This is a genomic window from Bradyrhizobium sp. B039, assembly GCF_038965675.1.
Classification (GTDB): domain Bacteria; phylum Pseudomonadota; class Alphaproteobacteria; order Rhizobiales; family Xanthobacteraceae; genus Bradyrhizobium; species Bradyrhizobium diazoefficiens.
In genome coordinates, this window is the sequence record NZ_CP152416.1 from 648,664 (window position 1) to 674,561 (window position 25,898).

The following is a 25,898-nucleotide window of genomic DNA, read 5'->3' on the forward strand; positions in this document are numbered from 1 at the left end:
TGCGGCGGCGGAATTCGCTAGCCTGAAACAAGGGCCGCGTCATATCCGTATGACAGGCGCGGGCGTATCGTACCGCCTCAAGCTGGCGAGAGGATGGGAATCGTGGCCGACGAAAATAGCAAAGCGCCAAAATCGAAGCGTGGGCCGTTGGAAGAGGGGGCCATGGAAACCCTGCTGATGCCATTCTCGCCGCGCTTCATAGTGCTGACGATCTGCGCGGTCGTCACCGCGCTCCTGATCGGCTTCGGCATCGCCGACCGCAAGATCTTCGACATCCTGCTGATCCCGATCCTGATCTTCGGCGCCCTGACGCTGCTCGGCGTCCGCGACCTGCTCCAGAAGAGCCATGCGGTGCTGCGCAACTACCCGATCTCGGCGCATATCCGCTTCCTGCTCGAAGAGATACGCCCCGAGATGCGGCAGTATTTCTTCGAGAGCGAGAAGGACGGCATGCCGTTCTCGCGCGACACCCGCGCGGTGGTCTATCAGCGCGCCAAGATGCAGCTCGACAAGCGTCCGTTCGGCACCCAGGAGGACGTCTACCGCGAGGGCTATGAGTGGATGCATCACTCGGTGTCGCCGAAGGCGCATGCCGAGGAGAAGTTTCGCGTCGTCGTCGGCGGACCGGACTGCAAGAAGCCCTACTCGGCCTCGGTGTTCAACATCTCGGCGATGAGCTTTGGCGCGCTCAGCCCGAACGCGGTGCGTGCGCTCAATGCCGGCGCGAAGAAGGGCGGCTTTGCCCATGACACCGGCGAGGGCGGCTTCAGCCCCTATCACGCAGAGATGGGCGGCGACATCATCTGGGAGATTGGCTCCGGCTATTTCGGCTGCCGCCATCTCGACGGCTCGTTCGATCCCGAAGCGTTCGCGCGCGTCGCCGGCCAGGACCAGATCAAGATGGTCGAGCTCAAGATCAGCCAGGGTGCCAAGCCCGGCCATGGCGGCGTGCTGCCGGCGGCGAAGGTCTCGGAGGAGATTTCCAAGATCCGCGGCGTGTCCATGGGCGAGGACTGCATCTCGCCGGCCTCGCACCGCGCCTTCTCGACGCCCGTTGGCATGATGCAGTTCATCGCTGAGATGCGCCGCCTCTCCGGTGGCAAGCCGGCCGGCTTCAAGCTGTGCATCGGTCATCCCTGGGAATTCCTGGCGATCTGCAAGGCGATGCTGGAGACCGGCATCTATCCCGATTTCATCGTCGTCGACGGCAACGAAGGCGGCACCGGTGCGGCGCCGCTCGAGTTCATGGACCATCTCGGCATGCCGATGCGCGAGGGCGTCAATTTCGTGCACAACGCGCTGATCGGCATCAATGCGCGCGACCGCATCAAGCTCGGCGCCTCCGGTAAGATCGCCACCGCGTTCGACATGGCGCGGGCGATGGCGATCGGCGCCGACTGGTGCAATTCGGCGCGCGGCTTCATGTTCTCGCTCGGCTGCATCCAGTCGCTGAGCTGCCACACCGACCGCTGCCCGACCGGTGTCGCGACGCAGGACCCGACGCGGGCGCGCGCGCTCTACGTGCCGCTCAAGATCGACCGCGTGCACAATTACCACCATGCCACGCTGCATTCGCTGACCGAGCTGATCGCCGCGGCCGGCCTCGAACATCCCCAGCAGCTGCGCCCGATCCACTTCAGCCAACGGAGGTCGACGACCCAGGTGCAATCTTTCGCGCAGCTCTATCCGGCGCTGCGTCCGGGAGAATTGCTCGAAGGCACGGAGGACCCGCGCTTCCGCGACGCCTGGCGGATGGCGCGGGCGGAGACGTTCCAGCCGGCGCTGTGAGGCGCCGAGCCACGGCATGATGCGGCCCGCGCGAGGCCATGAAATTGTCGCGAGTAGAGCGGGGGCTTAACGTCTGATTCAACTTTGGGTATAGTTCATCCCATGGACGAGCGACGCAACAAAGCCAGGCATCGCGTGCTGAAGGCCGGAACGATCGAGTTCGGTGGCGGCGCGATCGACTGCACCGTCCGCAATTTCTCGGACACCGGCGCAGCCCTCGACGTTACCAGCCCGGTCGGCATTCCCGAACACTTCACCCTGCTCATCCAGGCCGACGGAAAGCATCTGGCGTGCACCGTGGTCTGGCGCAAGGAAAAGCGGATCGGTGTGAGGTTCGGGTAGGCGCCTGCATCTGGCATGAGCGCGAACCACAATCTCAGCTGTCGTCCCGGACAAGCGTCAGCGCAGATCCGGGACCCATACCGCGTGATCGATCGATTGCGGTTGGTGGTAGTACCGAACACCCAGTCTTCGCCAAACGGCTTCCTGGGAGTATGGGTCCCGGATCGGCGCGCGCTTGAGGCGCGCTTGTCCGGGACGACGAGTGGAGATTGGCGCGACAGCATGCGTCACTTCACGCAAGCGCGCACTCACGCCGCCGCCTGCTCACCCCGACGGCTCGCCAGAATCTTGTCGATCCTTCTTCCGTCGAGATCGACCACCTCGATGTGCCAGCCGCCGAGGTCGAAGGCGTCGCCGACATTGGGCAGCACGTTGAAGTGTTGCAGCACGAGGCCCGCCACGGTGTAGAAGCGGTGGTGCGGCGGCAGCTCGATGCCGAGCAGCTCGCAGAATTCGTCGACCGGCATCCAGCCGGCGACCAGCAGCGAATCGTCTGCGCGCTTGACATAGGCCGGCTCCGGCGGGCCTTCCTCGGAATGGAACGCGCCGACGATCGATTCCAGAATGTCGGCCGCGGTGACCACGCCTTCGAAGGCGCCGTACTCGTCATAGACGAAACCGACATGGACCGGAGCGGCCCTCAGGATCGCGAGCACGTCGCGGGCATCCGCCGAGGCGGGAATGCTTGGCGCTTCGCGAACAAGCGCCCGCAGATCGGGCGTGCGTTCGCTCATGAACGCGACCAGCAGGTCCTTGGCCTGGAGCACGCCGATCGGCTTGTCGCGTTCGCCGTCCGAGGCCGGAAAGCGCGAATGCGGGCTCTTGGCGATGATCTGCTGAATGGCTTCCGGTGCGTCGTTCAGGTCGATCTCGTCGACCTCCGTGCGCGGCGTCATGACGGCGCCGACCGGCCGGTCGCCGAGCCGCATCACGCCGGCGATCATCTCCTTCTCGCCGGGCTCGAGCACGCCGGCATTTTCGGCTTCGCTGACGAGATGATGGATCTCGTCTTCCGAGACCTTCTCCTCGGCCTTGCCGCCGCGGCCGAGCAGCGTGAGGATCAGCTTGCCGGAGAGATCGAGCAGGAAGACGAGCGGCAGCGAGATCCGCGCCAGAACATGCATCGCGGGCGCGACCTTGACCGCGATGCTCTCGGGGTCGCGCAGCGCCACCTGCTTCGGCACCAGCTCGCCGACGATCAGTGTGGCGTAGGTGATGAGCGTGACGACGATGCCGACGCCGACGATGTCGGCGATGCCGGCGGACAGGCCGAGCTCGACCAGCCATTGCGCCAGCCGTTGCCCGAGCGTCGCGCCGGAGAACGCACCCGAGAGCACGCCGACCAGCGTGATGCCGATCTGCACCGTCGAGAGGAATTTGCCGGGATCGGCCGCCAGCGTCAGCGCGCGGTCGGCGCCGCGCACGCCCTTGGCGGCGAGCAGCGAGAGGCGGGCCGGACGGGACGAGACCACGGCCAGCTCGGACATGGAGAGCAGGCCGTTGATGACGATCAGGACGACGACGATGACGAGTTCGACCGAGAGCATTGATGTTCCGGAGGTATGCGAGTGCGGCCGGATGGCGGCGCAAGCATTGATATAGGTGTTTTGCGAGGAGAATGCCGGCAATTCTGTCGCATCTGGCACCACGGGGAACCCGGCGATGACAGCGTTCCGGCGACCCGCGCGGCCCAAGGCACTCCGCTGAACTACGGGCCGTTGCTTAACGGGCCCTTAGTGGCCGCCAGCTAGGTTTTCGACATTTGTAGCAATGTATTCGGGGACCCAAGGATGCGGATCGGGAAGCTCTTCGCGCTGTCGATGCTGACGGTGACGGTTTTTGCAGTCATCCTCGGCGCCGAGGTGCTGATACCCCAGGCGCGCATCTTCACGAACCGCTCCGATGCGATCAAGACGGTTGACGCTTTTGGTGCGACCCTGATGGTCAGCCAGCAGGTCGCCGGTCTCCGTGCCCCCTACATTGGACCGATCTTCCAGGAGGCCGCTGCGACGCAGGCCCAGATCGACGCTGCCGCGAAGGCCGCGAAAGCCGCCGAGACCGCCTTCGAGAGCGCAAGGCGGGCCATCATGGTGCTGGATGACGGCGGAGCGATTGCCGAGCATCTCGACCGTGCCGCGCGGCGGCTGAAGGAGATCAACGCTGCGGCAGATCGCGCGATGAGTGTTCCGCTGGCGGCGCGCGACAGCGCCGCGATCAAGGGTTTCCTGCCCGGTGTTGCCGAGGTGCTCGGCAATATCGAGCCGGTCATGAACCGGCTCGAGGCGAAGGTCGTCAATGCCGATTCCTCGCTTGCGGCGCTGCTGAGCCTGGCACGGACGGCGCAGGATCTGCGCGTCTCGGCCGGCAGCCGCGCCGCCACGCTGTCGCCGGCGCTGAGCGTACGCCGGCCGCTCACCGCGGCCGAGTTCTCGCTGATGGATCGCATGCAGGGGCGTGTCGAGGCCGACCGAGAGCGCATCGAGGCCGGCATTGACCAGCTCGGAAGCCCGCCCCGCATCGCCACCGCGCTGAAGGCGGCGACGGACTCCTATTTCGGCAAAGCCGCGCTCGTCGTGGATAAGGAAATGCCGGCGGCGCGTAGCGACGGCAAATACGGCGTCAACGCCGAAGAGTTGGCCGGTGTCATCGTGCCGGCCATCCAGATGTTCTACGGCGTGCGCGACGCCGCGCTGGCCGAAGCGGCCGAGCGCGCCGCGGCCGCGCGCGATGGTGCGCTGGCGATGCTCGCGCTTGCGGGCGTGGCGGTGCTGGCGCTGCTCGGGACGCTCGGTGGCGTGACCATGATGCTGCGCAGCCGCGTGGTAACGCCGCTTAGCCGGCTCGCGGACGTGATCGGCACGCTCGCCGCCGGACAGCATGAGGTCGAGATCCCCGCGACGGGCCGCAACGACGAGATCGGCCAGGTGGCGGGCTCGCTGCGGCACTTCAAGGATTCGCTCGCGGCCAAGAAGGCCGCCGACGAGGCGGCCGCGGTCGAAGCCGAGGCGAAGCTCCGTCGCAGCCAGCGGATGGACCAGATCGCGCGCGACTTCGAAGCGATGATCGGCGACGTCATCAACACCGTGGCGTCGGCATCCTCGGAGCTGGAGGCCTCGGCGGGAACGCTGACGAGCACGGCCGATCAATCGGAAAAGGTCACTGCGACCGTCGCGGCCGCGTCCGAGCAGGCTTCCACCAACGTGCAGACCGTTGCCGCGGCGGCGGAGGAAATGGCCTCGTCGGTCGACGAGATCAGCCGGCAGGTCCAGGACTCCGCGCGCGTCGCCGGCGAAGCGGTGCAGCAGGCCGGGCGGACCAACGATCACGTCGGCGAGCTGGCCAAGGCCGCCGGCCGGATCGGGGACGTCGTCGAGCTCATCAGCCAGATCGCGGGCCAGACCAATCTCCTGGCGCTGAACGCCACCATCGAGGCGGCCCGCGCCGGCGAGGCCGGCCGCGGCTTTGCCGTCGTCGCCTCCGAGGTCAAGGCGCTGGCCGAGCAGACCGCCAAGGCCACCGGCGAGATCAGCCAGCAGATTGCGGGAATCCAGACGGCGACGGAGGATTCTGTCGGCGCCATCAAGTCGATCGGCGACACCATCACCCGCATGTCCGAGATCGCGTCCGCGATCGCCTCGGCGGTCGAGGAGCAGGGCGCGGCGACGCGGGAGATTTCCCGCAACGTGCAACAGGCGGCCCGCGGCACCCAGCAGGTCTCCGCCAGCATCGTCGACGTGCAGCGCGGCGCGAGCCAGACCGGATCGGCCTCCTCGAATGTGCTCGCGGCAGCCAGATCGCTGTCGGGCGAGAGCAGCCGCCTCAAGGTCGAGGTCGGAAAGTTCCTGGACGCGATCCGGGCCGCGTAGAAAATCGAACTCCTCTCCCCGCTGGGGTCGCAATCGTATTTGCAGAGCGACGTCCCTTCGGCCCATCCTTCGAGACGCCCGCTTCGCGGGCTCCTCAGGATGAGGACGGAGTGCGCGGCCGCAGTTTCGACGGGCACCAATGCTTAGCCTCATCCTGAGGAGCCCGCGAAGCGGGCGTCTCGAAGGATGAAGCGCGCGCGCTCAGAACTCGCCGTGGAGCCGGCCGGAGAACACCGACACCGGGCCACGATCCGCGTTGTAGGCGGGATTGACGATGAGCTGATAGTCGGCGGTGAAGGTCAGCGCCTTGTTCAGCGCGTAGGCGTAATAGGTCTCCAGCACGCGTTCGTGGCGGTAGTTGAGTTGGCCGTCGCCGATCAGCGGACCGAGACCGCCGGCGGCGATGAAGTCGCGATGATCCTGCGAGAGGCCGTTGACGGCGCCGGCGATGGCGACGACGTCGTCGGGCCGGCCCCATTTCGTTCCCTTCACCGAGACGCCGCCGGACAGGCTGCGGTCGATGTCGGTGAAGGCCATGATCTCGTTGCGGCCGTCGTTCCAGCTCCAGCGGCCGAACACGCCGATGTCGTCGGTGATGGCCTGTTCGACGTTGAACGCGTAGCCGTATTTGAGGCGGCCGCGGCGGGTCTGGCTGATGTCGACGCCGAACGCGGGATTGTCCAGCGTCTCGCGATAGCTGCCGGAGAAGGCGCTGTTGACGAATCCGAGCGTGCGCAGCTTGCCGGGCAGGCCGAACAGCGAGTAGCGCGTCTCGAGCTCCATGACATATTCGCCGCGACGGCCGACGTTCATGTCGAAATTGTTCGAGTTGGAGACGGCATCGATCAGGAAGTAGCCGGCGCGCAGCGCCCATTGCTTCTGGTTCAATTCGGCGGTCGCGCCGTAGCCGAGGCCGAGCTTGTCGGCGGCGTAGTCGAAAGCGCCGGACGCCCAGATCGACCAGTTCATGAAGTCCTTGCGCGGGTCATGCGCATAGGAATTGCCGTCGAAAACGTCGACCACGGAAAACTTGCCGACCTGCAAGGTGAGGCGCGAGACGTCAACCTTGCTCGCGAGCTGAAGCTGCCCGCTGGCAAGCTCCTCCTGCTCGCCGCCGAAGCCGAAGGTCTGGCGCACGAACAGGCGAGAGGCGTTGAAGTGCGGATAGGGGAAGCCGGACTTCTGCGCTTCGCCGTTGGGAAAGCCCGCAGCGCCCGTCGTGTTGTTGAAGCCGAAGCCCTGCAGCAGCTCGGGATTGAAATAGACCTCGCCGCCGTCCCACAGCCGCGCATTCAGATAGAGCGAATTGCTCCAGGTCTGCTGGAAATCCGGCGACGGGAGCAGGCTGTTCGTTCCGGTATAGGGCGCGTGGAACGCGGGGTAGCCCTGCCCCAGCACGGTCGACTGGCCGTGAATCTCCCAGCGGCTGGACTCGGTGTCGGTGACGTCGGACTTCGGGTTGTAGGTCGGCACGCCCGGCCAGTCGATCTTGCGATTGAGGCCGATGCGCAGGCTCTGGAAATCCATCGACGACGAATATTGCGCGCCGGACGGGAAGGTGACGTTGGCGTTGTCGAACTTGCTGTAGAGATATTCGAGCCGCGCGCTCCAGTGCGGCGCGAAGGCATATTCGACGCCGCCGCCGGCGGTCCAGCCGAACCGCGTGTGCAACACCTTCTCCTCAGTGCCGCCGGTCGGCGTCGACAGGAAACGCTCGCCGGTGAAGGCAGCGCCGCCGGTCGCGTAGAACAGCCAGTTGCCGCTGGTGTAGCCGAGCCGTGCGCGCAGGCTCGCGACATAGTCCCAGCGCTCCTCCGCGCTCGACAGCACGGTCGCTGCCGACGACACGACGTGGTTGGACGGCAGATAGTTCGGAAACGAGATGTCGCCTTCGACGCCGAGCAGGAGCCCCGAATTGAGGCGCCAGTTATAGCCCGCCTGCACGCCGCCGGTCGCGCCGGTAAACACATGGTCGTCGGTCGCGAGCGTCGGATCGATCAGTGTCGCCGACGACGTGCCGCGGGTGACGCCGACATGCGCGCCGATGTAGAGGCCGGTCCAGTCATAGACGGTCTTCAGCGCCGGTGCCTTCAGCGGCAGATCGGCCGCGCGGCTCGCGGCGGGCAAAACCATCACGCCCGAGGCGATTGCCGCGGCCGTCCGCAAATACCTGTAACGGTGACCTCTCAACGTCAAAACGCACGCCCCCAAAACGCGAATGTGTCCCATCCGCCGCAGCCGACATCCCTGCCGATTCGCGGCGATCCTGTCACCAGGTTCTGGTTGTTCGCACGATCGGCCGAGATGATCTCGATCCGACGCGATTTCTTCCCAAGTCCCCGTGTCTGCTGCAAACCTTATTGCGATTAATTCGCAATAGCAACTGAAGCGGATTGCCGCAGGTGATGGTTCGCACCGCTGTGTGACGTGACTGCAACAAATTCTCAGGCCCAAAACAGTTGACCCCGCCCGGGGGGACAGCCGGGCGGGGTCGGGGCACGACACGGGGTGGATGAGGCGCCCGTGTCGGACGCAGGATCCACGTGAGATCGGCCTCAGGTACTCAAATCAGTAGCAGCTGCGAACGCGGCCAACGTACTGGCCGAAGGCGTTGTACTGGGCGACCCAGCCGCAGCGGTGATAGCCGTAGTAATAGGGGTCGTTGCTGGCGGCGATCGCGGAGCCGACCACAGCGGCGGTGGCGATGCCGGCACCCACACCCCAGACCCAGCCGGGCTGCTTGGCTTCGGCCGAGGAGGTGGTGGACACGATGCTGCCGGTGACGGCGAGGGCAGCGAGAGCTGCGGCGGCAATCTTGGTCTTGATCGACATGTGAAACTCCATCCGGGTTGAGGCGGTCCGTTGTGGCCCGCGTGCCCAGTTGGACGGAGGCTCTGCGCGTCCGGTTCGAAGACGGCGGATGCGACCCCCGGGTGAGGTCCTTTCCTCAATGATTCCAGGAGGATGTTGGCTAGCCGAGAGGGCCCTTGGCGAGCCTGTTCACGTCGAAGTTATCGACCTCGGTGAGCAGCTCGCAGAAGGCGCGCGCACCCTGATCCAACAATTGCGCGCCCTTCTCGGGAACGGCCAGCGTCGCATTGCCGATGGCGCCGCTGGCGTTCAGATCCTGCGCCTGCCAGGCGAATGGCGCGGGCCGCTGCGTCGACAGCCAGCGATACTGCGTCTCCATCGCGACGCTGCTCGCGGGAAAATCCGCGATCGCATCCGCGCGCACCTGGTCGGGATAGCGCGCCAGCATGATCGAGGTCTCGACCGCGCCGCCATGAATGCCGTGGCGAACCTCCTCGGCCGGGAACAGCTTGTCGGCGCCCGACAGGCGCGACCACGACGTCGTCACCACGAACAGCTTGTGATGCGCGCGCAGATCCTGCGCGACCAGCATCATGGCCGCGCTGTTGCCACCATGGCTGGTGATGATGACGAGCTTCTTCACCCCGCGCCGCGCGACCTCCTCGCCGATCGCGGTCCACCTTTTCAGCGCCACGTCGGTCGGCAGCGTCTGCGTGCCCGGATAGTCGATATGCTCGGTGGAAATTCCGACCGGTTCAACGGGAAGGAAACTGGCCGGAATGGTTGCGGGCAAAAGCTCGCGCACGCGCGCCAGATAGGCGTCCGCGATCAGCACGTCGGTTGCAAGCGGCAGGTGCGGGCCGTGCTGCTCGGTCGCCGCCAGCGGCAGCACCGCGATCCAGCGCGATGTCTCCGCAGGGACGGCGTCGGCCCAGCGGATCTCGGTCCAGTCGCGGGACGGCATCATCAAGGTTTCTTTGCCCGAATTTGTCACGTAATTTGGCGTATGAGGGGACGCGGGCCTGGCCGGCTCGCGTCCCCGAACTTCATGCGGTTTTATCGCGTTGCTTTCACATGGGCCAGAAGCGATTGGGCCAGAAGCGATCGACGGAGTGCCATTATGACCCTCTCTCATCTGCGGCGAGCGTTAACGGCGGGCTTGATGGCCGCTCTTGTCTCGGTCGTCCCGGCGCGCGCGGAGACCCTGGACAAAGTCACCTTCGGCACCAACTGGGTCGCCGAGGCCGAGCATGGCGGCTTCTTCCAGGCGGTCGCCGACGGTACCTATAAGAAGTACGGGCTCGACGTCACCATCGTCCCCGGCGGTCCCAACGAGAACAACCGGATGCTGCTGATCGCCGGCAAGATCGATTTCTTCATGGCCGCGAACACGCTGATGTCGTTCGATGCGGTCGCCAACAACGTTCCCGTCGTGACCATCGCCGCGGTGTTCCAGAAGGATCCGCAGGTGATGCTGACGCAGCCGGACGCCAAGGTCGCCAAGATCGAGGACCTCAAGCCGCTGACCCTGTTCGTCTCCAAGGAGGGCATGAGCAGCTACTTCCAGTGGCTGAAGTCCGAATACGGCTTCAACGAGAAGAACGTCCGGCCCTACAATTTCAATCCGCAGCCCTTCATCGCCAATCCCAAGAGCGCGATGCAGGGCTACGTCACCTCCGAGCCCTTCGCGGTCGAGAAGGCCGCCGGCTTCAAGCCGAACGTGCTGCTGCTCGCCGATTACGGCTTCAATACCTATTCGACCCTGATCGAGACCCGCCGCGACATCGCCGAGAAGAAGCCCGATCTGGTGCAGCGCTTCGTCGATGCCTCCATGATCGGCTGGTACAACTATATCTACGGCGACAATTCCGCCGGCAATGCCATGATCAAGAAGCTCAACCCTGAGATGACCGACGATCTGCTTGCCTATTCCGTCGCCAGGATGAAGGAATACGGCATCGTCGATTCCGGCGAGTCGTTGAAGAACGGCATCGGCGCCATGAGCGACGAGCGCTACACCTCCTTCTTCAACAAGATGGTGAAGGCGGGCGTGGTGAAGCCGGATCTCGACTTCCGCAAGTCCTACACGCTGCGCTTCGTCAACAAGGGCGTCGGCGTCGAGCTGCGTCCGAGCAAGCCGTAACGCAAGGTCCATGTCACCAGTCAAAACCTCGTCCGGGGTCGAGGCCAGCCTGACGGCGCTCGCCGTCAGCCTGCGCGGCGTGACGAAGGTCTATGACAACGGCGTCATGGCGCTCGGGCCGCTCGATCTCGCCGTGCGCAAGGGCGAGTTCATCTCGCTGCTGGGACCGTCGGGTTGCGGCAAGTCGACCGCGCTGCGGCTGATCGCGCAGCTCAGCGCGCCGTCGTCCGGCATCGTGCGGATGGCGCGTCACGAGGGACCTGCACAGCCGGGCCATGGCATCGGCTTTGTATTCCAGGAGCCGACCCTGATGCCCTGGACCAGCGTGCGCGAGAACGTGCGGCTGCCGTTGAAGCTCGCGGGCGTGGCGAAGGCGGAGGCGCGCGGGCGCGCCGACGAAGCGCTGGCGAGCGTCGGGCTTGCCGATTTCGCCGACGCCTATCCGCGCGAGCTGTCCGGCGGCATGAAGATGCGGGTCTCGCTGGCGCGCGCGCTCGTCACCGATCCGGACATTCTCCTGATGGATGAGCCGTTCGCGGCGCTCGACGAGATCACGCGCTTCCGCCTCAACAACGACCTGCTCGCGCTGTGGCGCAGCCTTCGCAAGACCGTCATCTTCGTCACCCATTCGGTGTTCGAATCCGTCTATCTGTCGCAGCGCGTGGTGGTCATGACGGCGCGGCCCGGCCGGATCCAGGCCGACATCCGCATCGAGACGGTCGAGCCGCGCGGAGAGGAGTTTCGCACCTCGGCCGCCTATTCGGATTATTGCCGGAAGGTGTCGGCCGCGCTGGCGCCGTCCTATTCGGGGCAACCGGTGCTATGAGCGCGCAGCCCTCCGTCACCGCCAGTCCGTCCGGCGCGCACCGCGCGGTGCGCTTCGTGCTTCCCGTCATCGTGCTTGCGGCCGGGCTTCTCGCCTGGGAACTCGTGGTCCGCATCAGGGAGATCCCGCCTTACGTGCTGCCCGCGCCCTCCGTGATCTTCCTGACGCTGATCAAGGACTGGGCCGTGCTGTCACAATCGCTCGCCACCACGCTTCTGACCACGCTTGAAGGATTTGTGGCAGCGAGCGTCGGCGGTATCGCGCTGGCGCTGCTGTTCAACCAGTCGAAATGGGTGGAATATTCGCTATTCCCCTACGCCGTCGTCCTCCAGGTGACGCCTGTTATCGCGATTGCACCGCTGCTCCTGATCTATCTGGAGCAGCAGACCGCGGTCGTCGTCTGCGCCTTCATCGTCGCCTTCTTCCCGGTGCTCTCCAACACCACGCTCGGGCTCAATTCGGTCGACCGCAATCTGGCCGGCCTGTTCCAGCTCTATGGCGCCTCGCCACCACAAACCCTGCGCTTCCTGAAGCTGCCGGCGGCGCTGCCCTATATCCTCGGCGGCCTGCGCATCGCCGGAGGGCTGTCGCTGATCGGCGCTGTCGTGGCCGAGATCGCGGCCGGAACGGCCGGCGCCGGCTCCGGGCTCGCCTACAGGATCGCCGAGTCAGGCTACCGATTGAACATACCCCGCATGTTCGCCGCGCTGCTGCTGTTGTCGCTGGCCGGGATTGTCATCTATGGGGTGCTGGCGCTAGTTTCCCACCTCGTTTTACGGCGCTGGCACGAAAGCGCCCTTGGAAAGGAAAACTGATGACCGCCGGTTCGATTTCGTCCGAAAAGATCGACCTTCTGATCTATGGGCCGGTGCGGCCGATCCTCGAGAACGGGTTTTCCGATCATTTCGTCGTGCACAAGGCCGAGACACGAGGCGACCTCGAGCGGCTGACACCCGCGATCCGCGAAAAGATCCGCGGCGTGGCCGTGACCTATCACACGGTGCGTGCCGACAGGGACTCGCTGTCGCAATTGCCCAAGATCGAGATGGTGGCGAGCTTCGGCGTCGGCTACGACCACGTCGACGCCAAATACGCGGCCGAGCACAACATCATCGTCACCAACACGCCCGACGTGCTGACCGAGGAGGTCGCCGACGTCGCGATGGGCCTGCTGATCTCCACCGTGCGCGAATTCATCAAGGCCGACCGCTACGTCCGTTCCGGCCTCTGGCAGACGCAGAACTATCCGCTCAGCGTCGGCTCCCTGCGCGACCGCAAGGTCGGCATCGTCGGCATGGGCCGGATCGGCCAGGCCATCGCGCGCCGGCTCGATGCCTCGCTGGTGCCGGTGGTCTACCACTCCCGCAACCCGTCCAAGGACGTCTCCTACAAGCACTACCCTGACTTGATCGAGATGGCGAAGGCGGTGGATACCTTGATGGTGATCGTGCCCGGCGGCGCCAGCACCAACAAGATGATCAATGCCGAGGTGCTCAAGGCGCTCGGCCCGCGCGGCGTGCTGATCAATGTCGCGCGCGGCTCGGTGGTCGACGAGCCGGCGCTGGTGCAGGCGCTGAAGTCGGGCACCATCCTCGCCGCTGGCCTCGACGTGTTCGCAGCGGAGCCGAGCGTGCCGGACGAGCTCAAGAGCATGCAGAACGTCGTGCTGCTGCCGCATATCGGCTCGGCTTCGGTGGTGACGCGCAACGCGATGGACCAGCTCGTCGTCGACAACCTCAAGGCCTGGTTCGCCGGCAAGGCGCCGTTGACCCCGGTTGCGGAAACGCCGTTCAAGGGGCGCTGATGACCATTCTTCGGGTCGCTGCATTGGCCATCGCGGCATGTGTCGCCGCGGTCGGCCCTGCCTTGGCGCAGGATGCGACGAGCCTGAAGAAGACGATGCCCGGGCAATGGGAGCTCTCGACCACCGAGCGCAGCAAGACCTGCGTGGTCACCATGAAGAGCGACGCCGCGGGCCAGGGCTTCAAGCTGGAGCTGGAGCCGGCCTGCAAGACCGCGCTGCCCTTCACCAAGGACATCGTCGCCTGGAGCGTCAGGGGTCTCGACATCGTTCGCCTGCAGGATGCGACCGGTGAAGCGGTGATCGACTTCACCGAGGTCGAGGCCGGCATCTTCGAGGGGCTGCGGCAGGGCGAAGGTGTCTACATCCTGCAGGACCTCGCCGCCGCCCGTTCGATGGCCAAGTCGATGGACCAGATGATCGGCGACTGGTCGATGGTGCGCTCCAACGGCCAGCCGGTCTGCGGGCTGACGCTGACCAATACCGAGGCGGGGCCGGACAATTTCCAGGTCTTCCTGAAGCCGAAATGCGATGCGGGCATCGCGCAGTTCAATCCGACGCAATGGCGGCTCGAACGCGGCCAGATCATCCTGATGTCGAAATCAGGCGATGTCTGGCAGTTCGAGGCCGACGACAACGCGCAGTGGCGGCGCGTTCCCGATACCGCTGATCCCCTGATCATGCTGCGGCAATAATTTCTCCCGGCCAATAATTTCTCTCGGGGATGTCGATTTAGCCGAGGCTCAATCGTCACATCCATAGCGAGCCGGTTTGCGGCCGGAACGGTCGCTGCTCGCGCCAAGGGAGTTTTTCATGCGCTTCATGTACATCGTCACCTCCAGCCAGCCGATGGCGGGCCCGACCCCGGCACTGATGGAGGCGATGCAGAAAATATCAGAGCGGGAGATCAAGGCCGGTCGAATGCTCGACACCGGCGGCCTGATGCCGCTTGCGACCGGCGCACGGGTGAAGATCGTCGACGGCGAGCTCAGCGTCATCGACGGCCCCTTCGTCGAGGCCAAGGAAGTGATCGGCGGCTACGCCATTTTCGAGCTGCGCGACAAGGCGGAAGCCCTGGCCATGGCGAAGGAATTCATGCAGTTGCATCTCGATCACATGCCGGGATGGGACGGTACCTGCGAATTGCGGGCATTCGCGACGCCGGGCGTCGACGTGGCGTGCGAGATCGACGCGCATTCCAGGGTCGCCGCCCACGCCTGATGAACACCACCGCTCGTCTTAGTGCGTTTTCAAGCGAAGTGGATACCGGTTCGCGTAAAGAAAACGCGTCAAAGCAAGAATCCAGAGCCCCGTTCCGATTCTATCGGAACGGAAAGGGCTCTGGTCGGTGGCGATGACGGCCGCCGACATCGATCACGCGATCCGCGCCGCGATTCACGCAGCTTGGCGCGTCGTGCAGCCGCGGCTGATCGCGACGCTGTCGCGCATGCTGCGGGACGTGACGCTCGCGGAAGAATTGACCCAGGACGCTCTCGTCGCCGCGCTGGAGGCCTGGCCGCTGAGCGGGGTGCCGGACAATCCCGGTGCGTGGCTGGTTGCGACGGCGAAGCGCCGTGCGCTCGATCATCTGCGCCGGGCGAAAATGCTCACCCGCAAGCAGGACCTGCTGACGCACGAGCTGATGCAGGAACAGGACGCGATGCCCGATTTCGACACCGCCCTCGACGACGACATCGGTGACGAATGGCTGCGGCTGATCTTCACGGCCTGCCACCCGCTGCTGCCGCGGCAGGCCCGCGCGGCGCTGGCGTTGCGCATGATCTGCGGCCTGACCACCGACGAGATCGCGCGCGCCTTCCTGGTCACGGAGGCAACCGTCGCCCAACGCATCGTCCGCGCCAAGCGCACGCTTTCGCGGTCGGGCCTCACCTACGAAACGCCTGGCGGCGAGGAACTTTCCGAGCGTCTGGCCTCGGTGCTCGAGGTCGTCTATCTCATCTTCAACGAGGGCTATTCGGCCTCTCGCGGCGAGGAGTGGCTGCGGCCGCAGCTCTGTGACGAGGCCCTGCGCATGGGACGGGTGCTGGTCGGGCTCGCGCCGCTCGAGCCCGAGGTGCACGGTCTCATGGCGCTGATGGACCTGAATGCCGCGCGGATGCATGCCCGCACCGACCGCGATGGCGAGCCCATCCTGCTCATGGACCAGGATCGCGGGCTGTGGGATCGGCTCCAAATCACGCGCGGCCTTCGGGCGCTGGACCGCGCGCGCGAGCTCGGCGGAGCCGGCCGGTTCTACACGCTGCAGGCCGCAATCGTCGCGTGTCACGCCACCGCGGAGACGGCCGCAAGCACCGACTGGCGACGCATCGCGGAGCTCTATGGCCAGCTTGCGACGCTGGTGCGCTCGCCCGTGATCGAACTCAACCGCGCGGTCGCGCTCGGCATGGCCGAAGGGCCGCAGGCCGGGCTCGATCTCGTCGAGCTGATCGCCGACGAGCCGGCGCTCAGGACTTATCACCATCTTCAGGCCGTGCGCGGCGACCTTCTGCACAGGCTCGGCCGCTTCGCCGAGGCACGGCTATCGTTCGAGACCGCCGCCCGTCTTGCAACCAATGCGCGCGAGCGCGGGTTGATGGAACGACGTGCGGCAGACATTGCCGATGCCGGCGGCATGGCTTGAGGCGCGCTGAAACGGCTGCGCGGTTGTGGTTAGGTCGTCGGCTCTACGTCGTCGGCTTTACGTCGTAGCCTTGGGCGGCGGCGCGGTGCCCTGCGCCCACTTCTCCAGCTTGCCGAGCACGCCCCAGGCCGTGAGCGCCAGCGAGATCGGCATCGCGAACTGGCCGAGGCCCGGCACGGCCGACACGATCGTTCCGAGCAATCCGGCAATGCCGCCCGCATTGGGGCTTGCCGTCACCGACGACAGCAGCGCGGTGAGCACCGAGCCGCCGATGCCGAGCGCGGTCTTCTTGCCGTCGAGCAGCTTGCCGATGGTCTCGCCGAGCGCGCCGTTGACCTGGCCGAGCACGGGCTTGCCGTCCTTGTTGAGCAAGGTGCTGAGCAGGTCGACGACCTGCTTCAGCTGATCGACGGGGGCGGGATTGGTCGGGGTGACCGGTCCTGGCATGGGCGTCGTCTTGTTGATGAGGGAAAAGAGCCGTTCGAACAGGCTGATCGGGTCGTTGGTGGCGGGCAGCGTGTTGCCCGGTGTCGTCGTCCCCGGCGTTACGCCGCCGGCTGACGGTCGCAGCAACTGCGCGAGGTCCTCCAGCCGCTTCAGGGCCTGGGACAGATCGCCGGTCTGCCCGGCGGTGCCCGACTGCGTCGCGCGCGTGATGGCAGCGACCGTGGCCCCGTCGAGAAGGCCGGTATCCCTCAGGCCGTTCTGCTGCTGAAACTGCGAGACCGCAGCCTTGGTCTTCGGTCCGCTGATGCCGTCCTCTGCAAGCGGCGGGTTGGCGCCGAGCTTGTTGAGCGCCTGCTGCATCAGAACAACCGTCGAGGCGATGTCGTCCTCGGGCTCGGTGCGGCCCACGAATTGCGTGCTGCCGTCGATGGCGATCGAGGAATCGAGCGACATCATCGCATGCAGGATCACCGCGGTGCCGAGCTGGGAATCGACGTGGTTCGAGTCGAACACGTGATCGCGGACGAATTTGCCGGCCCTTGCCTCGGGCGGGCCGTACAGTGTCGAGCCGCCATAGAGATAGGGCGAATTGCAGCCCTTGGCGTGATAGCCGAAGCCGTTGAACGCCTCGAGCCGGTACAGAATCCGCGCGATACCCCAGTCGTGAGCGCCAACGAAATTCTCGATTCTGAACGCGTCCACGGCGCCGTCCACGAAGGTGGCAAACGGGCCGCGCCCTTTCGGAACGATGGTCGTCGCGCGATGGATCGTTTCGCCGTTGCCGAGATAAGTGTCGAAATCGAAGTTGGATTCGCGATAGTGGCAGAGCGCGGCAAAATGCCAGGGCACGCCGGTCAACCGCTCGATCTGCTGATAGGTCGCCTTGCCGTTGAGGGCCTTGCGTGCGACCGCATTGGCTTCGGCGAGGCGTGAGGGCCTGACCTCGAGACTGGCCCAATTGCGCTCGTATTCGTCTTTCAAACTCTCGAATGACAACATTTCCCGCTCCCGCAAATGGATGAACGATCTACTCTCCGTGCATGTCAAAGTGAGCCAGGCGCCGTAATCAGGGCGCGACGCCGGCGTAATCTGCGAGAATGTGACAGGTCGCCGGCCCGGCGTGTGTGAAATGGGTTACAGCCTGAGCGGGAAATCGGCGGCAGCACTGCGGTCGGAGGTCGCAAGCCGAATGTGGCTTGCGAACGCGGGTCACCGCGATCCTGGAACCTGCTGGGGCGTCCGCCCGTTAGCAGCGCACACGGTCAGGAGGCTTGCTCAGGAGGCTTGCATGGCCAAGCGCGTCCTCGCGATCGGCATCGAACCCGGGGTTGCGGACTACAGCACATTCCCGCAGCTCACGCCGGAGCTCGTGCGCAACTATATCGAGACCCAGCTGCTGCGCCTGCGCGGTCTCGGTTACGAGGTCACGAGCTGCCTGATCGATCTCGACGCGGCTGCGGAAGCGGCGGTGACGGCGGCGTTGCGCGACGAGAGCTTCGACTGCATCGTGATCGGCGCGGGCCTGCGCGAGCCGAAGCAGCGCCTGCTGCTGTTCGAGAAGGTGCTCAACCTCGTCCACCGCCTGGCGCCCAATGCGGCGATCTGCTTCAACACCACGCCCGCCGACACCGCCGAGGCCGTGCAGCGCTGGATCGAGCCCTGACACGGAGATGGCCGGCATGTGCACCGCACCCGGCACGGTCTGAGCTGCCGCCTCGCAGAGCCCCCCGGCGCCATCACGGCGCGTCCAGGTGGCGGCGCTGGCTATTTTTCTGGCCCGAATCCGCTTCCGGCGCTATGACACAGCTCACCACAGGGGAGGTCGAGCATGCTTCGAGGTCTTCGCATTGGAAGTTTTGGGATCGCTGCGTGTCTGACGGTTGCGATGGCAATGCCGGTGCATGAGGCGGCGGCCCAGGACGCCGTCGGCGGCGCGATCATCGGCGGTGTCGGCGGGGCGATCCTCGGCGGCGCGATCGGTGGAGGCCGCGGTGCCGCAATCGGGGCCGTCGTCGGTGCCGGAACGGGCGCCGCGATCGCTTCCGAGGGCGAGCGCCGCCGCTCCGGTTACTACGCCTATCAGCGCGGCTGCTACATGCAGCGCCCCGACGGCCGCTACGTCCCGGTCGATCCCCGATATTGCTATTGATCGTTCAGCCGCCGGCGTCGCGGGGTTGACGGCGGCCGGCGGTTGACTTGGCGGGGAGGGGTGAGCATCGGCCGCGGGCCGCCATCCCGGGGTGGTGGATCGCATGACTATCCGATCTCGCATGTGCCGGCTTCTGATCGCCGTCATCGCAGCGGGCGATCTCGTCGGAGCCGGGTCCGCCCGCGCGCAACAGATTCCAGCCGACGAACCCGCGTTTACGGCTTTCGTGGCCGAGCGCATCCGCGCCGAGATTCGTGACACCCCTGTCGTGATCAAGGGGCCGCTGACGCTTTCGATCGGCCCTCTGCAAGCCAACCTCGATCGCATCTACGCCTTCTGCAAGACCAACACGGGCGCCTGCAGCAAGGAGATCGGCACCTATGTCAGCGGCGTCGTGGCAACGACAAGCAATCGGAATGATCCTCCCACCAGAGCAGCGCTGCGCGTGGTCGTGCGCTCGGCCGATTACATGCGGCAGGCGCTTCGGGAGGTCGATGCGCGCGGTCCGGCCCTGACGCGGCCTCTGGCAGAGGGGCTGGTGATCGTCCCGGTGCTGGATTCGCCGCGGACGATACGGGTGTTCAATGACAAGGATCGTGCTGCGCTCGGCCTGACGCCGGACCAGGTCTTCGACATCGCCATCGCCAATCTGCGCAGCAGCATGAAGCCGCTCGCGACCGCCGCAAAGGCGGTCCCATCAGGACAATTCGGTACGCTGAAGGGAGACTACTATCAGACCAGCCGGCTTGCGCTGATCGACAGCTGGGCGCCGCTCGCGCAGGCCCAGGGTGGCGTCCTGATCGTGGCGGCGCCGTCGGCCGATCTCGTGCTCTATGCAAGCGAAGACAGCGGCGCCGCGCTCGACGCGCTGCGGACGCTCGCCAGGAACGTCATGGCGCGCGCGCCGAAGCCGCTTTCCGCCGCGCTGCTGCGCTGGACGCCGAAAGGGTGGCAACTGGTTCGGTGAGATGGCCTGAGAGCCATGCGGCCGATTCAGCGGCAGGCACTGATAAGATAGGCGGGACTTCCTCTCAATCCGCCGCCACGATTTGGAGCCCTGGATCAACCGCATCCCGCGCAAGCTGGCGTGGCCACTTCTGCCGATGGTGATGTGGTCGTGCACGGCGATGCCGAGCGACCTGGTGATGTGTGGCGGGCCGGCGAGGTATCCACGCCTGCCTCACACGGCATAACGCCGGTAGAGCACGACGATGATAGCGAGCACCGTCCCGGCATAAATGATCTGTGCTACGTGATCCGAAACAACAGCGACGCGCTTTCGGCCCGCGTCCCGAAGTTTTTCATGTCTGTAGCCCGCCAACATCGCCATCAGGCATAGTACGAAGAAGATGTAGAACATCTCTTCGACCACCACCGTGTATCCGACATCGCCGATCTGACTGTTCACCGCTACGAGCAGCACCGCGCTCGCCAGGATCGAGGTCACTGGGATCGTCACGCGTTCACGAAACATGGTTTCGGGAAAGAACAGCGTGGCGAATACGACGAGCACGAGCAGAAACAGCGGCAGTAGGTTCTTCAGCATGTAGATGGCGGAGCTGCGGCGCAGCATGATGGCCGCATCGAAGCCTGCGAATTCCGTCCTTGCCTCGGCACCAAACAAAGGCGCCTTTCCGAGCGTCGATCCGCTGGACAGGGATTCGACGAAATAGTTCAGCCCGAGAAATCGCCAGAGCGGAAGCCCGGAATAGGCCCCGTCCTCGGCCCGCGAGCTTCCGTCGTCGGCGAGGCGCAAGCCGAACCGATCGATGACATAGGTGATGAGCTCCCGCCGCTGTTCCGTGTTCTGAAAAAGTAGATGCAATTGCTGCGTGTCGAATGGATAATCATGGAGATCGAAATGGGCCTTGAAATCGCCGGTGATGCGATAGAGCCGGTAACTCAGGCCGTCTTCGTGTCCAGCCTGAATCGGCCGAGCTGGATCGAACGCCCCGCGATCCAGCAATGCCGGGAATTCGACGTGCGTCTGCGCCTCATCGTCGCCAGCGAATCGCATCCAGAGATAGAAGTCGACGTTGAACGAATTTTGCTTCACGTCGATCCGGCTGACGCGAATGATGTCGATGCCGGTATAGACGACGCGCTGAATCCAGTAGCGCCGATCCTCGAACGCGATGACATGGCCCTTCTCCTGTTCCGCGGCGAGATCGATTCCATCAGGCTGATCGATGCGCACGAGTTGCTGCGGCGCCGTGACGAACCGACCGTAATGGAAGAAACCCATTCGGATCGGGCGCGGAATGTCGCGGTTCGCGTTGAAATAGAGCCGCCCCGTCAGCCCGACGACCGCCGATTTCGGACTGTCGATCGCGGCCAGTGCGGCGCGCACCCGGTCGCGATCCGCAACCTTGCTGTCGGATCGTTTCTGAATCCCCTGCCCCATAAACCGGTGATGTACGGCAGCTCGTTTCAGCGCATCGATCATCAGGCGCGCGGCGTCATACGCGCCGCCGGCAACCCAGCTTGGCGAGGTAGCGGCTTTCGCCTTGTAGTCGACGGCAAAGGCCTGCGCCGCCACGCCTGCGCTGTCGAACATCAGCGATGAAGCGGCATACAGATTCTCGCTGAAGAAACCCGGATGCGATTTTTCCTCGGGCTCGTTGGCGAAATTCTGCAAATAGCTTTCGCGGGCCGCGCCTTGGGATGCGATGATCGTTCCCTTGATGCCGTGGCGGCGCAGCGCCTTGACGATGTCTGGGCTAAAATCGGGTGCCGCGCCGACGACGATAACGCCGGGTCCGGGCTCCTGCGCGGCAGCGGCTAGCGTCCCATCCATCGATCCGATCTGACCGGCTGCGACGTCCAGTCCGAACACGTGCAACTGCTCCGCCGGATAGGCCGCGGCAAATCCATGCTCAAAATTCTTGCCGTAGGAATCGCGCGTGTGAACAAGACGGACTTTTGGCTCCTTCATCACGGCGCGCAGATGTTCCGCGATCGAGCGCGCCTGCGCGGAGACCGGCGCCAACGCACGAAAATAGTAATCATTGGTGGATGTCAGATCGTCGGCAGCCGCGCTTCCCGTGAGCGCCGGAATCCGCGCATCCTTATATACCGGCGCTGCCGCGAGCGAAGCGGAGCTGAGATAATGGCCGAGCACAGCGACGCATGGGCTTTCGGCGATCGCCTGCGCGTTCGCGCGCGCCACGGCTGGATCGCTTGCGTCGTCGAACAGAACGAGTTCAATTAGCCGTCCGTTGACGCCACCCTTGGCGTTCACCTCGTCGATTGCAAGCTGCGTCGCGACCAGGCTTTCCGTCCCGGCCGGGGCCGACGGTCCAGAGAGCGAATTGGCGAACGCGATGCGAATAGGCTCCGGGCGAGTCCACAGGATGGCGGCCCAGGCGACGGCGAGCACCAGGGCGACGCCCGCAACAACGGCAAGCCACATTATAAGCCGCTGCTTCATCGTCGATCCTCGCATCGATCGGCATAAGCCGAGATTCTCCAGATCGAGGCCTCAATCAGGCCGAGATTGCCGCCGCTGAGAGCGTTTTTCAAGCCCGCCCCATCGCCACCGGCAAGATCTACGACCATTCAAGGCGGATGAAGGAAAGTGCGTGGTGCCGGAAGTCCGGGCCGTCGGCCGTGGCCTCGGTCATTCACATACCCGGCCTGACACCGCGCGCATTCGCCGGATGGCTCGGAACGGCTTTCGTTCTGGCCGTGGAGCGCGGCCGATGAGGCGTTTGATTGAACGGACCTCAATGAAGCGTTCCGCCACTTCTCTGATGGGCCAGAAGCGGACATTGATTGGCCTTCCGCGTTCTCCGCAAAGCGGAGTAGGCTACGCCTACTGCCGTCCGTGCCCAATTGTTGCGGAGGGACTGCCATGAAACTTCGCCGCCGAAATTTTCTGCATCTCGCCGCGGGGGCCGGCCAGTTGGTGTTCCCGCCGCCGAAGGAGGCTCTCATTCCGCGCGCAAAATTTCGCGTTGACGGACCGAACTAAGACAGGAGAACCAGACATGGCCGCTTTTCAAGAGGTTTTCCGCCGCTCCGGCATCGATGAGCGCCGCAGCCCGCCGGGCATGGTGGTGCCGCTCGGCGGCTCCAACATCGTGGCGCTGATCGATCCCGGAAGAAAGCTCAAAGTCGATCCTAACGCCCATGCCCTCGGGATCAAGGAGATCGATGGCGCCGATACCCTCAGACGCGTAATGCAAGCCAGAGACACCTTCTCCGAACCCGATATCGATCCGCAGCTCAGGGCGGCGTCACTTCCCACCACCTTCAATGGCGATGCACGGTTTTTCGAAATCAATGGCCGGATTAAGCCGATTGGCTTTCCCGGCCTGGAGGTGGTGGCCCGGTCGGCCGGCCGGAAGATCGAAGCCAAGCTCCATGTCGTCGTGCTGCCGGAAATCAAGATCAAGGTGGCGTTCCGTAACGTCATGGTTCCGGGGAGTGGCGGCGCTCCGGCGTTTCACGCCAAGAAGCCTTGCAACGAGCAAGATGAATTGCTGACGATGAACAATATATGGAGGCCGCAGGCCAACATCCGCTTCGAGCGGGTGCCAAGCGACTGGCTGGTCATCGACGACTCGCAGGCTGCCGTCAAACAGGACCTCGCCAGTGCGACTGGCATGAAGGATGCGAGCCTAGCGACCTTTCCCGATGTGATCGACGTCGAAAAACTGAAGGGCTTCTTCGTCAAACACAAAGTTCAGGGCGCCCATCTAACCATTTTTTGCGTCGATAAGGTTTGGTCCAACGGCGGCCCCGCCAATGGCTCATTTGCTCGATCGCTGGACCTTGCCTTCATCAGCTCGCAACGCGGGCCTAACACGTCTGCCCATGAATCCGGCCATTTTCTCGGCTACTACTCGAAGAGCGCGAGCAAACCTTGGGACAGCCAAGGCCACACGCTGGAGACCGATCCGAAAACCGGAAAAGAAAACAGGGCGGAAGACATCAAGATGCTGATGCGCGGGGGAGGCGCCGGGTGGAAAATTCCGTTTAATCTCGTCAAGGAGTTCCGCGACTTCCCCGGCTAGCATCCGAAGATCAGACAGAAGCTGGAAATCACTCCAGACGTTGAATGTCGCCTTTGGGTCAGTCGCGTCGTTTTGCGAAGTTCGCGGTAAGGTCCGCTTTAGCCCCAAGAGCCGACGTCGTTAGATCAGCTTCATCCCCTTCAAGCTGGAATGCCCGTTCTTGCCGACGATGATGTGGTCGTGCACGGCGATGCCGAGCGGCCTGGCGATGTCGATGATCGCTTTCGTCATCTGGATGTCGGCCTGCGAGGGCGAGGGATCGCCGCTAGGGTGGTTGTGCATGAGCCTGCGGCGTCTATTATCTATTTGAGTTTGCTGTTATTTTAGATTCTGATCGAGCTGTAGGAGGCGGAGACTGGGGCATGTAGTGGGTGATTGTTCGTGATAGTCACGAGAGTTCACGCTCGGTCCTGGCCGCTTCGATTGGAGTCCTTGTTTCAATGCCCGATCTGTCCGTGACATGCATTTCAGTGCGTATCGACGGCTTACGGACACCGCCGAAAGCATCAGCCTGAATGCTCAGGTTTTCCGTTAACGTGTCCTTTCATCGACGGCTTCCTCCAATACGTGCAACGTATCGCGCCGCTCGAACAGTAAAATTAGCTCTCTGACCCGGGCCGATTTGCGGTCGCCGGGAATTTCGTCAATGTCCACGCCCAGGAGAAAGCAAAGGTTCTTAAACTCTTCCATATCGAACGCCGTACACAGCTCATCGAACAATTTCTTACGTTGAGCTATCGAAATACGCGACTTCGTTGCCGCTACCGAAGCAACGGACTTCGGCCACGCCCCCTCCGAGAGGGAAACTGGGCGCGACTCAATGAAGCTTCGCAAGCACGAAGCCGCGGAATACGCTGCGTACTCTTGCCACATGTCATTCTTTTTGCCGTCGGCGAAGTCGCAGATGGCTCGGATCGTCAAGAATCCCACCTTCTTGACAGCGCTGAATGCCGCAGAAGCGACTCCTGCACTCTCCATCTCAATTGCGATGAGATCGCGTTGCAACGACCGAAGCTCTTGGGCAGCCTCGCTTGAAGCAATCACCTTCTCTCCAGAGGCAATTGGTCCGACATGAATTCTCGGCTCGATGGCGCTCGCGCTTTTCCCATCGGGCCTTGAAGGCAAATGTGCGCGCCACGTTGAGTCGGTCAAGTTCAGTATTCCATCCACGAGGATGGGGTCCGCCTGAAATTGCCGAGCTCGATGCTCCTGATGATTGGGTCGAACCTTCGAGAGCTCATAATAGAAAATGGAGTTCGAGGCCACGATATCGCCGAAGCCCTGATCCTTTCTAGAGATTCCACCAGCAATTCCATTCACAAGTACAAATCGCGGCTTCCATTTGTGGATGAGGTCCGATGTCGCATGTGCGGCATCGAGATTTCCCATCGAATGAAGGAGAGTGGCAACAACTCGATACGAGCCGCCGCGTCTTGTTGGAATCGTTCCGCGAAGGTACGTGCGGGTCGAATCCGATGTCGACGAAATCGGTACCAGCTCAGGAAAATAATGCTTAAGCGCAGCCAATTCCTTCCGCAACGCGACGACAACTGCGAAGTCGACTGATTCGTCCTCCACCTGTCGCGAGAGGTCGGTAGCCTGCTTGTCAGTAAGCTCGACAGCAACCGAGCTGAGAAATGCTGCGACGCGGCTCTCATGGCGCCGTTTCATGAGAAGCAACGAATCCGCTGTGTAAGTGGTCGGATCCTGATCGACCAAACGATGATGCGTTGGACATAGGATGATCAAGTTGTCTGCGTCGTTGCGCGACTCTTCGGATTGCGCGGGATCGAATCTCGGCCCCCCGGGAGAGGCCGCACGAATGTGGCAGAGTTCGCCCAGTAATGCGCGAGATTGAGGCTGAACGAGCTGCGTTGTACATCCCGGGAAAGCGCATAGGCCCCCCGAAGAAGCGAACAGAATCTTTATCGAACGATCACTGGGTTGTCGTCGCATAGCACCTCAAGCACGCTCCGCATGCCGTCGCCCCGTAGTCAAGAGATCATAGCCTTCAACGCCCATCAACCGGATACGTGTCGATAAGCCGACACTTTGTGGCTAACGTT

At 64.1% G+C, this 25,898-nt stretch carries 21 protein-coding genes and 1 pseudogene; 14 read left to right on the forward strand and 8 right to left on the reverse strand.

The genetic code is table 11. The features are described 5' to 3' along the window. Nucleotides 1–162: 162 nt before the first annotated feature. Nucleotides 163–1,788 carry an FMN-binding glutamate synthase family protein gene (locus AAFG50_RS02960; protein WP_011082931.1) on the forward strand — a complete coding sequence of 542 codons (1,626 nt, stop codon included), beginning with the start codon at nt 163–165 and terminating at the stop codon, nt 1,786–1,788. Nucleotides 1,789–1,890: 102 nt separating this feature from the next. Then, entirely contained in the window at nt 1,891–2,130 is a 240-nt protein-coding gene (locus tag AAFG50_RS02965) for a PilZ domain-containing protein (RefSeq protein WP_011082930.1), read from the forward strand. Between the two features lie 248 nt (nt 2,131–2,378). Here AAFG50_RS02965 and AAFG50_RS02970 read toward each other — a convergent pair whose 3' ends face one another. Beyond that, nucleotides 2,379–3,677 carry a hemolysin family protein gene (locus tag AAFG50_RS02970; RefSeq protein WP_028175109.1) on the reverse strand — a complete coding sequence of 433 codons (1,299 nt, stop codon included), beginning with the start codon at nt 3,675–3,677 and terminating at the stop codon, nt 2,379–2,381. Between the two features lie 243 nt (nt 3,678–3,920). On the opposite strand from AAFG50_RS02970, the gene AAFG50_RS02975 reads away from it, so the two are divergent. After that, entirely contained in the window at nt 3,921–5,996 is a 2,076-nt protein-coding gene (locus AAFG50_RS02975; RefSeq protein WP_011082928.1) for a HAMP domain-containing methyl-accepting chemotaxis protein, read from the forward strand. A 201-nt stretch (nt 5,997–6,197) separates the two neighbouring features. Here the strand turns inward: AAFG50_RS02975 and AAFG50_RS02980 are convergent, their stop codons facing one another. The 3 genes from AAFG50_RS02980 to AAFG50_RS02990 all read right to left on the reverse strand — a co-directional run bounded on the left by AAFG50_RS02980 (nt 6,198) and on the right by AAFG50_RS02990 (nt 9,774). Beyond that, nucleotides 6,198–8,129 (reverse strand): carbohydrate porin, encoded by a 1,932-nt coding sequence (locus tag AAFG50_RS02980; RefSeq protein ID WP_231166758.1) that lies wholly within the window; start codon nt 8,127–8,129, stop codon nt 6,198–6,200. A gap of 435 nt (nt 8,130–8,564) precedes the next feature. Beyond that, nucleotides 8,565–8,828, reverse strand: a complete 264-nt coding sequence (locus AAFG50_RS02985) for a hypothetical protein (RefSeq protein ID WP_028175107.1) — start codon at nt 8,826–8,828, stop codon at nt 8,565–8,567. Nucleotides 8,829–8,967: 139 nt separating this feature from the next. Next, nucleotides 8,968–9,774 (reverse strand): creatininase family protein, encoded by an 807-nt coding sequence (locus AAFG50_RS02990; protein ID WP_028175106.1) that lies wholly within the window; start codon nt 9,772–9,774, stop codon nt 8,968–8,970. A 153-nt stretch (nt 9,775–9,927) separates the two neighbouring features. Here AAFG50_RS02990 and AAFG50_RS02995 point away from each other — a divergent pair, with 153 nt between their 5' ends. The 7 genes from AAFG50_RS02995 to AAFG50_RS03025 all read left to right on the forward strand — a co-directional run bounded on the left by AAFG50_RS02995 (nt 9,928) and on the right by AAFG50_RS03025 (nt 16,218). Further along, entirely contained in the window at nt 9,928–10,950 is a 1,023-nt protein-coding gene (locus AAFG50_RS02995) for an ABC transporter substrate-binding protein (RefSeq protein WP_011082923.1), read from the forward strand. Between the two features lie 10 nt (nt 10,951–10,960). Further along, entirely contained in the window at nt 10,961–11,776 is an 816-nt protein-coding gene (locus AAFG50_RS03000; protein WP_028175105.1) for an ABC transporter ATP-binding protein, read from the forward strand. Next, nucleotides 11,773–12,591 carry an ABC transporter permease gene (locus tag AAFG50_RS03005; protein WP_011082921.1) on the forward strand — a complete coding sequence of 273 codons (819 nt, stop codon included), beginning with the start codon at nt 11,773–11,775 and terminating at the stop codon, nt 12,589–12,591. The genes AAFG50_RS03000 and AAFG50_RS03005 overlap by 4 nt, the downstream gene beginning before the upstream one ends. Continuing rightward, nucleotides 12,591–13,580 carry a 2-hydroxyacid dehydrogenase gene (locus AAFG50_RS03010; protein ID WP_011082920.1) on the forward strand — a complete coding sequence of 330 codons (990 nt, stop codon included), beginning with the start codon at nt 12,591–12,593 and terminating at the stop codon, nt 13,578–13,580. The genes AAFG50_RS03005 and AAFG50_RS03010 overlap by 1 nt, the downstream gene beginning before the upstream one ends. Then, nucleotides 13,580–14,272 carry an AprI/Inh family metalloprotease inhibitor gene (locus AAFG50_RS03015; RefSeq protein ID WP_028175104.1) on the forward strand — a complete coding sequence of 231 codons (693 nt, stop codon included), beginning with the start codon at nt 13,580–13,582 and terminating at the stop codon, nt 14,270–14,272. The genes AAFG50_RS03010 and AAFG50_RS03015 overlap by 1 nt, the downstream gene beginning before the upstream one ends. A 118-nt stretch (nt 14,273–14,390) precedes the next feature. Beyond that, nucleotides 14,391–14,798: a YciI family protein gene (locus tag AAFG50_RS03020; RefSeq protein WP_011082918.1), complete on the forward strand. Its 408-nt coding sequence runs from the start codon at nt 14,391–14,393 to the stop codon at nt 14,796–14,798. 133 nt (nt 14,799–14,931) lie between these two features. Beyond that, on the forward strand, nt 14,932–16,218 hold the full coding sequence (locus AAFG50_RS03025; protein WP_028175103.1) for an RNA polymerase sigma factor: 1,287 nt from the start codon (nt 14,932–14,934) through the stop codon (nt 16,216–16,218). A 57-nt stretch (nt 16,219–16,275) separates the two neighbouring features. On the opposite strand, the gene AAFG50_RS03030 is transcribed toward AAFG50_RS03025, so the two are convergent. Next, nucleotides 16,276–17,664, reverse strand: coding sequence for a peptidoglycan-binding protein (locus AAFG50_RS03030; RefSeq protein WP_028175102.1), 1,389 nt, complete (start codon nt 17,662–17,664; stop codon nt 16,276–16,278). Between the two features lie 289 nt (nt 17,665–17,953). On the opposite strand from AAFG50_RS03030, the gene AAFG50_RS03035 reads away from it, so the two are divergent. The 3 genes from AAFG50_RS03035 (at nt 17,954) to AAFG50_RS03045 (ending at nt 19,781) form a co-directional block, all read left to right on the forward strand. After that, complete coding sequence (locus AAFG50_RS03035; protein ID WP_028175101.1) at nt 17,954–18,328, forward strand: hypothetical protein; 375 nt, start codon at nt 17,954–17,956, stop codon at nt 18,326–18,328. A gap of 165 nt (nt 18,329–18,493) precedes the next feature. Beyond that, entirely contained in the window at nt 18,494–18,814 is a 321-nt protein-coding gene (locus tag AAFG50_RS03040) for a YMGG-like glycine zipper-containing protein (protein WP_011082914.1), read from the forward strand. A 103-nt stretch (nt 18,815–18,917) separates the two neighbouring features. After that, on the forward strand, nt 18,918–19,781 hold the full coding sequence (locus AAFG50_RS03045; RefSeq protein WP_231166616.1) for a hypothetical protein: 864 nt from the start codon (nt 18,918–18,920) through the stop codon (nt 19,779–19,781). 213 nt (nt 19,782–19,994) lie between these two features. Here the strand turns inward: AAFG50_RS03045 and AAFG50_RS03050 are convergent, their stop codons facing one another. Continuing rightward, nucleotides 19,995–22,244, reverse strand: a complete 2,250-nt coding sequence (locus AAFG50_RS03050) for an ABC transporter substrate-binding protein (RefSeq protein ID WP_028175099.1) — start codon at nt 22,242–22,244, stop codon at nt 19,995–19,997. Between the two features lie 559 nt (nt 22,245–22,803). On the opposite strand from AAFG50_RS03050, the gene AAFG50_RS03055 reads away from it, so the two are divergent. Then, the gene (locus tag AAFG50_RS03055) at nt 22,804–23,832 is read left to right on the forward strand and encodes a hypothetical protein (RefSeq protein WP_028175098.1); all 1,029 of its coding nucleotides are present in this window, start codon (nt 22,804–22,806) and stop codon (nt 23,830–23,832) included. A gap of 120 nt (nt 23,833–23,952) precedes the next feature. On the opposite strand, the pseudogene AAFG50_RS03060 reads toward AAFG50_RS03055, so the two are convergent. Together AAFG50_RS03060 and AAFG50_RS03065 are read right to left on the reverse strand one after the other, a co-directional pair. Next, nucleotides 23,953–24,117: pseudogene (locus tag AAFG50_RS03060) on the reverse strand (JAB domain-containing protein); the annotation flags it as partial. A 246-nt stretch (nt 24,118–24,363) separates the two neighbouring features. After that, the gene (locus AAFG50_RS03065) at nt 24,364–25,503 is read right to left on the reverse strand and encodes a 5'-methylthioadenosine/S-adenosylhomocysteine nucleosidase (protein ID WP_223153803.1); all 1,140 of its coding nucleotides are present in this window, start codon (nt 25,501–25,503) and stop codon (nt 24,364–24,366) included. Nucleotides 25,504–25,898 lie beyond the last annotated feature (395 nt).

Coding starts and splice junctions, on each gene's coding strand:
- AAFG50_RS03040 (WP_011082914.1), top strand. CDS start 18,494: ATGCTTCGAGGTCTTCGCATTGGAAGTTTTGGGATCGCTGCGTGTCTG.
- AAFG50_RS03025 (WP_028175103.1), top strand. CDS start 14,932: ATGACGGCCGCCGACATCGATCACGCGATCCGCGCCGCGATTCACGCA.
- AAFG50_RS03065 (WP_223153803.1), bottom strand. CDS start 25,503: ATGAAACGGCGCCATGAGAGCCGCGTCGCAGCATTTCTCAGCTCGGTT.
- AAFG50_RS03000 (WP_028175105.1), top strand. CDS start 10,961: ATGTCACCAGTCAAAACCTCGTCCGGGGTCGAGGCCAGCCTGACGGCG.
- AAFG50_RS03050 (WP_028175099.1), bottom strand. CDS start 22,244: ATGAAGCAGCGGCTTATAATGTGGCTTGCCGTTGTTGCGGGCGTCGCC.
- AAFG50_RS03020 (WP_011082918.1), top strand. CDS start 14,391: ATGCGCTTCATGTACATCGTCACCTCCAGCCAGCCGATGGCGGGCCCG.
- AAFG50_RS03055 (WP_028175098.1), top strand. CDS start 22,804: ATGGCCGCTTTTCAAGAGGTTTTCCGCCGCTCCGGCATCGATGAGCGC.
- AAFG50_RS03010 (WP_011082920.1), top strand. CDS start 12,591: ATGACCGCCGGTTCGATTTCGTCCGAAAAGATCGACCTTCTGATCTAT.
- AAFG50_RS02995 (WP_011082923.1), top strand. CDS start 9,928: ATGACCCTCTCTCATCTGCGGCGAGCGTTAACGGCGGGCTTGATGGCC.
- AAFG50_RS02970 (WP_028175109.1), bottom strand. CDS start 3,677: ATGCTCTCGGTCGAACTCGTCATCGTCGTCGTCCTGATCGTCATCAAC.
- AAFG50_RS02990 (WP_028175106.1), bottom strand. CDS start 9,774: ATGATGCCGTCCCGCGACTGGACCGAGATCCGCTGGGCCGACGCCGTC.
- AAFG50_RS03015 (WP_028175104.1), top strand. CDS start 13,580: ATGACCATTCTTCGGGTCGCTGCATTGGCCATCGCGGCATGTGTCGCC.
- AAFG50_RS02965 (WP_011082930.1), top strand. CDS start 1,891: ATGGACGAGCGACGCAACAAAGCCAGGCATCGCGTGCTGAAGGCCGGA.
- AAFG50_RS02980 (WP_231166758.1), bottom strand. CDS start 8,129: ATGGTTTTGCCCGCCGCGAGCCGCGCGGCCGATCTGCCGCTGAAGGCA.
- AAFG50_RS03045 (WP_231166616.1), top strand. CDS start 18,918: ATGACTATCCGATCTCGCATGTGCCGGCTTCTGATCGCCGTCATCGCA.
- AAFG50_RS03005 (WP_011082921.1), top strand. CDS start 11,773: ATGAGCGCGCAGCCCTCCGTCACCGCCAGTCCGTCCGGCGCGCACCGC.
- AAFG50_RS02960 (WP_011082931.1), top strand. CDS start 163: ATGGAAACCCTGCTGATGCCATTCTCGCCGCGCTTCATAGTGCTGACG.
- AAFG50_RS02975 (WP_011082928.1), top strand. CDS start 3,921: ATGCGGATCGGGAAGCTCTTCGCGCTGTCGATGCTGACGGTGACGGTT.
- AAFG50_RS02985 (WP_028175107.1), bottom strand. CDS start 8,828: ATGTCGATCAAGACCAAGATTGCCGCCGCAGCTCTCGCTGCCCTCGCC.
- AAFG50_RS03030 (WP_028175102.1), bottom strand. CDS start 17,664: ATGTTGTCATTCGAGAGTTTGAAAGACGAATACGAGCGCAATTGGGCC.
- AAFG50_RS03035 (WP_028175101.1), top strand. CDS start 17,954: ATGGCCAAGCGCGTCCTCGCGATCGGCATCGAACCCGGGGTTGCGGAC.